Raw genomic sequence first — 5546 nt, 5'->3', positions numbered from 1 at the left:
CTTTATTCGGCTGATGAATGAAAGAGGGTACGGAGTGGACTGGCAGGACAGCCACAAATACATCACATATACCGACTTAGCAAGGAAGCAGGCAGGAGAAAAGGCTTGCAAAATTCGTAATAATAAGCTGGAAAAATACTACAACATGGGTTTTGGAAAGGAGGAACTGGAGCATGAGTTTGAGAGAAATGCACGAACAGCAGAAGTCAGAGCAGGCAAGTCCGAGAGAACGGATCCAAGAACTGAACCGTCAGAGCCGGACAGAGCTGGAGAACAGCCTGCTGAAGGAAGCCTTAGCTTTGTCGAGCGAGAGCTGCGAGGAATTGATGAAGCAGTCAAATCAAGGACAAGCAAGGGCAGAGCAGAACAGGCAGAGAGACGCCGAGCTGAGCAGGCAGCTCATCAGCGAGCTGAAGAAGCAAGTCGAGCAGTTAGAGAACAGCAACGAACTACTTCAGAACGCCATATCAGCCGGAATTGGGAGCCTGAGAGATGAGGTCAGAGAAAGTACCGTCCAAGAGGTAAAAAAGGCGTTACAGGCGAATATAGAGGCGGTACAGAAGGCAACAAAAGCTCTTGAAAAGCAGTCTGATACGCTTACAAGCGTAATGAAGCAGAAAGTCCGGGAGCTGGAGGAAAGCAAAAACAGCTTTTTCAGATATGAGGGCTTGAAGATATACCTGTTTTGGGGCGGTATGGTCTGTAATATTGGGACGTTTTTGATAGTGTTATATTATTTATTTGTCAAGTAAAGTTTTATAAAAATGTTATATATAATTAATGTTTTTTTGTTGAAAATATAGTATAGTAAAACAAAAAGGAGGGGATGCCAATGTACTTGTTGCTTTAGATGCTATAAAAATACATTGACATAGGAGGAAAATTAATGAGAAATATTCGCAGATCTGTAGCGTTAGCTTTGGCAGCAATAATGATGATGGCTATGAATATGGTTAGTTTTGCAGCAGATACAGCTCCTGCTGAAACCGAGGCGGTAGAATCGGTGACTCGTTCAACTAATGGAGAATCTGTTTTGCTGGATAAAGTATATTTTGCGTGTGATGGAAAAAACACAATTTCTTCTCGAGAACCTATTCCTGCTACAGCTTTAGATATTGAAAATAGAATTTTAGGAAGTATGGAGTATTTTTATGATGGTTTAGATTCATCTGGAAGACCGCAGTACACAGTTAAGGCATCTATGACGTCTAATCCATTAAAATTAAAATCCAGTAAACTTGTAACAAGAGCTGAAGGAGTAAATAGTTGGCATACAAATGAAGAAGATCATAATGGGTATACAGGAACTAATTCTCGAAGCTATGTATATACGACTCCGAATCCACCATCAAATCCATATTGTGAAGCAATATTAACCGCAACTGATGAGAAAGGTGACGAATACGCAGTATGGAAAGGAACTCTTCGTGATGCTAAGTAGAAAATACTGAAATATTGGTAAGAGTAGTGATGAAAATAAGAGGGAGTGAAGTGAGGATGAGATATTCTTAATTCACTCCCTTTTTTTAGAGGTCAAAAAGGTGCAATAAATTCATTGATAAGATAAGCGATAAGGGCGAGAGGGAGTGAGGTGTAGATATTGACACCAAAAAGGCACTCCCTTATACTTGATGGAAAAAGGTAAAATACTTCATTGATAAGATAAGCGGTGAAGGCGAGAGGGAGTGAGGTGTAGATATTGACACCAAAAAGGCACTCCCTTATACTTGAGAGAAAAAGGTGCAAAAATCTATTGATAAGATTAGCGGTCAGGCGGAGTAAGGGCAGTATATTATATAATATATCTAAGTAGGAGAAAAATATGCGTAGAAATACAAAAACAATGTATGAGTGGAGAAAGGTATATAGGGATAAAGAGGAGCTGATGTTGGAGAGAGGTTTTCCAGAGGTCAGCCCCCATGAGTTCTATCGTGACTTGTTCCCAGAGGGGAGCTTACAGAGTGCAGAGCATGACGGAAAAGGAAATGTGATTGCAACCCAGATAAGACCATCTGGAAAGGGAAGAACGAAGCAGTGGGTTATAGATGATAGTCTGAATATGCTTGATAAGGTCATAGGGGACGAGTTCGGACTGATACCGCCTATCACGTTCTATGGCAAGACACACACGAAGCAGAACGCACATGAACTGTATGCGGTTGCAATAGATATTGATTATGTCGGAAAACAGCAGTTGAAGAACCTCTTGAAGCAATTCGGGAACGGAGTACAGCTCCGACCGACCTACCTTGTGAGTTCTGGAAAGGGTGTCCATGCCTATTACTTTTTGAAAGAGCCAGTACAGTTGTATCATAATCTGGAAGATACCCTTGCGGAGCTGAAAGAAGCATTTATCCGCAGACTATGGAACGATACGAGCAGTATCAGACCAGACAGCCCAGATATAACAGGTATCTATCAAGGCTTTAGGTGTGTTGGGAGCCAGAGCAAGCTGGGGGCAGACTTCCCAGTGAAAGCCTATAAGATGTCGGATAACCGCTATACTCTGGAAGATATAAAGGACAGCATACCGAACTGTAAGGTTGATTTATCGGTACTTACAGAGAAGCCGAAGAAAGAAAAGAGTAAGCTGTCACTGGACGAAGCAAAGAAGCTGTACCCAGAGTGGTATCAAGAGCGAGTTGTAGAGGGCAGACCGAAGAAAAAAGGCACATGGGTGTGTAATGAAGCCCTTTATGAGTGGTGGAAGAACAAGATTTTTACCGAAGTAAAGGTAGGCGGTAGGTACTTCTCAATCATGGCATTGTGTGCGTATGGCTTGAAATGTGGCATATCTGAAAGACGAATAAGGCAAGATGCCTATTCATTTTTGGAGCATCTGGAGAGCCTTACAGATGATGAGGACAACCATTTTACAAGGGAAGATGTAAAGGACGCATTGAAAGCCCTCAAAGCTGATAACAAGCTACTTTCGACTATGGCAAGCCGAGAATGGATAGAGAAGCAGACGAAAGTTGTCATACCGCCAAATAAGAGGAACGGCAGAAAGCAAGCCACGCACTTAAAAATCGCACGTTTTACCCTTGAAACAATGAATGAGGACAGGGGCAAAGCTCTACAAGGGAGACCAGACAAGGCGAAGATTGTCGAAGAATGGAGAGAAAGCAACCCTCTGGGAACAAAAGCGGACTGCATCCGAGAGACAGGACTTGCAAAGCATACGGTTTATAAGTGGTGGAAGTAGGGCATACTTGAAATGCTGAAAGGCATATGCTATAATGCCAGTAGGCAAGAAAGACGAAAGTGCTCATTGTGGCACGCAAAAAGCCCCGGAGTTGCGACCTCCGGGGCTTTTCTATTCCGTTGTGGCAAGGTGGCTTATGCCTTAGGCTGGCTACCGCCTATTTATCTCCGTCCAGCCATTTGCAGATGTAGTAGGCGACTACACTTGCCAAGACAGAGAGTAAGAAAGACGAAAATATACTCATGGTGGCACACCCCCTTTCTGTACCTGTATAGGGGTGGTAGCGTTGCCCATTATACCATAGTGGCAGAAATGCCACAAGAAGCCATTTCCCCTTGTTTATTATCAGAGCCATAAGGAAAAGAGTGTCAAGGGCGGTCGAAAGACCGCAGCGTTTACCCTTGATACTCTTTTTTGTTGGCTATCATGCCGGAGGGGGAAACGGCTGTCCGTCCGTTCCGTCACTTCCCCTTGTGCTTCATTGTCTGTTCCGGCGGAAGAAAGTAAAGGGTGGTCTGCGACCATTTTTTATCTGCTGTACTCGCTGATCGGCAGGCTGAAGCTCATACTGCAGATAAAAAACAAGCCCTTGACTTTCTTCCTCCTACACTTCCAAAGTCGCCCAAGAGGAAGTAAGCTCCACTGTATTTCTGGCGAAATCCACGCACGAATATATCCGCTTGACAAGTGGCTATCACTATGCTATATTATGTGTAGCGGATATATTGCAAGTTCCCTAAAGTGATAGCCTAACGGCTACACTTTAGAACTTGTGAGGGTGGCAAAGCCCCCCTTCAATCCCCCTTTGAGTGACCGCAGATATGCGGTAAATTGTTGAGTGATAGCCAAGAAGAAAGAGAGGTAAAAGCATGAGTTGGGGCGAGGAACAGCAGAAAGAAATTGAGACAATCAGAGAGAGAAAAATCACAGTGAAATTGTCGGACGCAGATTGTGACCGACTGGCGAGAAAGTGTGGGAAGCATGGTCTGACAATCGGAGAGCTGATAGAGAATTTTGTCGGAGATTTGGTGGGCGGTACTTACTCCAATGGAAGTGATGAAAGAGATTATGCTGACCAGTGGTTCGAGCGTTGTTGGTTCGGAATGTTCCCAGAGCCTACACTGCTGAATCACTTATTGAATTTGGGTTATGAACCAGAGCATTATCTGGATATGTTGGAGAACGTAGAGACAATAAAATCCGACATTGAAATTACTAAACAGAACATAGCAGAGCCAAGTGATGAATGGAAAGACATTGTGTACCACAAGTATAATGATGATTTTACAAGCTATGAGTGTGTGCCTTGTTACAATAGTGTTGATGAATATATAGCAAGCGAAAAAGAAGATTTAGAAAGCTATAAGGCAGACTTAGAAGAAGCACTGGAAGAACTGAAAGACATGAGAGCGGACTGGAAGCCAGAGAAAGAGCCGAACATGAACGAGGAAATCGAACTCATTAAGAAGTGGGTAAAGGAAAGAGAGGACTTCATCAATGAATAGGACAAGACCGAAGCAGATAGTTATAAGAGTGTCAGAGGAAGAACTTGCACAGATAAAAGAAAAAGTAGAGCAGTCTGGAAAGAGCCAACAGCAATATATCATTGAAGCCCTCACACAGTCGAACATTGTCAATCTGGACGGACTGAAAGAGATATATCCAGAGCTGAAAAGGCAAGGCAACAATCTGAACCAGATAGCCAAGAAGCTGAATGAAAATGGATATGTGGACTATAAGCAAGAGCTTCCTAACACCATGAAAGAGGTGAGAGAAGTATGGCAGTTATTAAAGCAGTATCTTCAAAAGCAGGCATAGGGCAAGCACTGGACTATGTGACAAAAGAGGAAAAGACAGAGGATAAGCTTGTCAGCGGTCTGCACTGTGAACCAGATACAGTAAAGGACGAAATGCAAGCCACCAAGGAACTATGGGAGAAAACCGGGGGAAGGACATACAAGCACTTTGTCCAGAGCTACCATAAGGACGAGAAAATCACGCCGGAGCAGGACACAGGAACGCCTTACAGCTTGCAGAGAATACGGCGGCATGGAAAGGGTTTGAGGTGCTTGTGGCTACCCATCAGGACAAAAAACATATCCATACGCACTTTATCGTCAATTCCGTCAATTTTGAGGACGGGCACAAGCTGCAGTGGAGCAGCGCCGACCTGCAGGAGCTGAAGGAGCGGTGCAACGCACAGAGCAGGGAGCAGGGGCTACACGTCTCAGAAAAGGGAAAGACCTTTGAAGGAGCGGAACGTGAGGAAACAGTGGCATGGAAAAAAGAGACGTACCAGCTTCTGAAGCAGGCGGAGCAGGGGAAAGTGAAAAGCTATGTC

7 protein-coding genes are annotated in these 5546 nt (G+C 44.0%); all 7 read left to right on the top strand.

Going from position 1 to position 5546, the window contains the following annotated elements:
• Positions 1-173: 173 nt before the first annotated feature.
• A complete protein-coding gene (locus DWY84_RS17915) occupies positions 174-752 on the top strand; it encodes a hypothetical protein (RefSeq protein WP_235845210.1) in 579 nt (192 codons plus the stop codon).
• Positions 753-886: 134 nt separating this feature from the next.
• Positions 887-1441, top strand: a complete 555-nt coding sequence (locus DWY84_RS16915; RefSeq protein WP_002595445.1) for a hypothetical protein — start codon at positions 887-889, stop codon at positions 1439-1441.
• A 381-nt stretch (positions 1442-1822) separates the two neighbouring features.
• Positions 1823-3205, top strand: a complete 1383-nt coding sequence (locus tag DWY84_RS16910; RefSeq protein ID WP_002595441.1) for a hypothetical protein — start codon at positions 1823-1825, stop codon at positions 3203-3205.
• Positions 3206-4074: 869 nt separating this feature from the next.
• Positions 4075-4710: a hypothetical protein gene (locus DWY84_RS16895; RefSeq protein ID WP_002595442.1), complete on the top strand. Its 636-nt coding sequence runs from the start codon at positions 4075-4077 to the stop codon at positions 4708-4710.
• Positions 4703-5023: a plasmid mobilization relaxosome protein MobC gene (gene mobC / locus DWY84_RS16890; RefSeq protein ID WP_002595443.1), complete on the top strand. Its 321-nt coding sequence runs from the start codon at positions 4703-4705 to the stop codon at positions 5021-5023. The genes DWY84_RS16895 and mobC overlap by 8 nt, the downstream gene beginning before the upstream one ends.
• The gene (locus DWY84_RS16885) at positions 4984-5388 is read left to right on the top strand and encodes a relaxase/mobilization nuclease domain-containing protein (RefSeq protein WP_279220355.1); all 405 of its coding nucleotides are present in this window, start codon (positions 4984-4986) and stop codon (positions 5386-5388) included. Before mobC ends, DWY84_RS16885 begins: the two co-directional genes overlap by 40 nt.
• Positions 5277-5546, top strand: a 270-nt coding sequence (locus tag DWY84_RS18005) for a relaxase/mobilization nuclease domain-containing protein (RefSeq protein WP_279220354.1), incomplete at its 3' end; no start/stop codon positions are given. The genes DWY84_RS16885 and DWY84_RS18005, both read left to right, overlap by 112 nt.

Source organism: Clostridium sp. AF27-2AA, assembly GCF_003478505.1.
GTDB lineage: Bacteria > Bacillota > Clostridia > Lachnospirales > Lachnospiraceae > Brotaphodocola.
Note: the sequence above shows the minus strand (reverse complement) of the source record. Positions and strands in the feature narration are given on the sequence as shown.

Coding starts and splice junctions, on each gene's coding strand:
- DWY84_RS17915 (WP_235845210.1), top strand. CDS start 174: ATGAGTTTGAGAGAAATGCACGAACAGCAGAAGTCAGAGCAGGCAAGT.
- DWY84_RS16915 (WP_002595445.1), top strand. CDS start 887: ATGAGAAATATTCGCAGATCTGTAGCGTTAGCTTTGGCAGCAATAATG.
- DWY84_RS16910 (WP_002595441.1), top strand. CDS start 1,823: ATGCGTAGAAATACAAAAACAATGTATGAGTGGAGAAAGGTATATAGG.
- DWY84_RS16895 (WP_002595442.1), top strand. CDS start 4,075: ATGAGTTGGGGCGAGGAACAGCAGAAAGAAATTGAGACAATCAGAGAG.
- mobC (WP_002595443.1), top strand. CDS start 4,703: ATGAATAGGACAAGACCGAAGCAGATAGTTATAAGAGTGTCAGAGGAA.
- DWY84_RS16885 (WP_279220355.1), top strand. CDS start 4,984: ATGGCAGTTATTAAAGCAGTATCTTCAAAAGCAGGCATAGGGCAAGCA.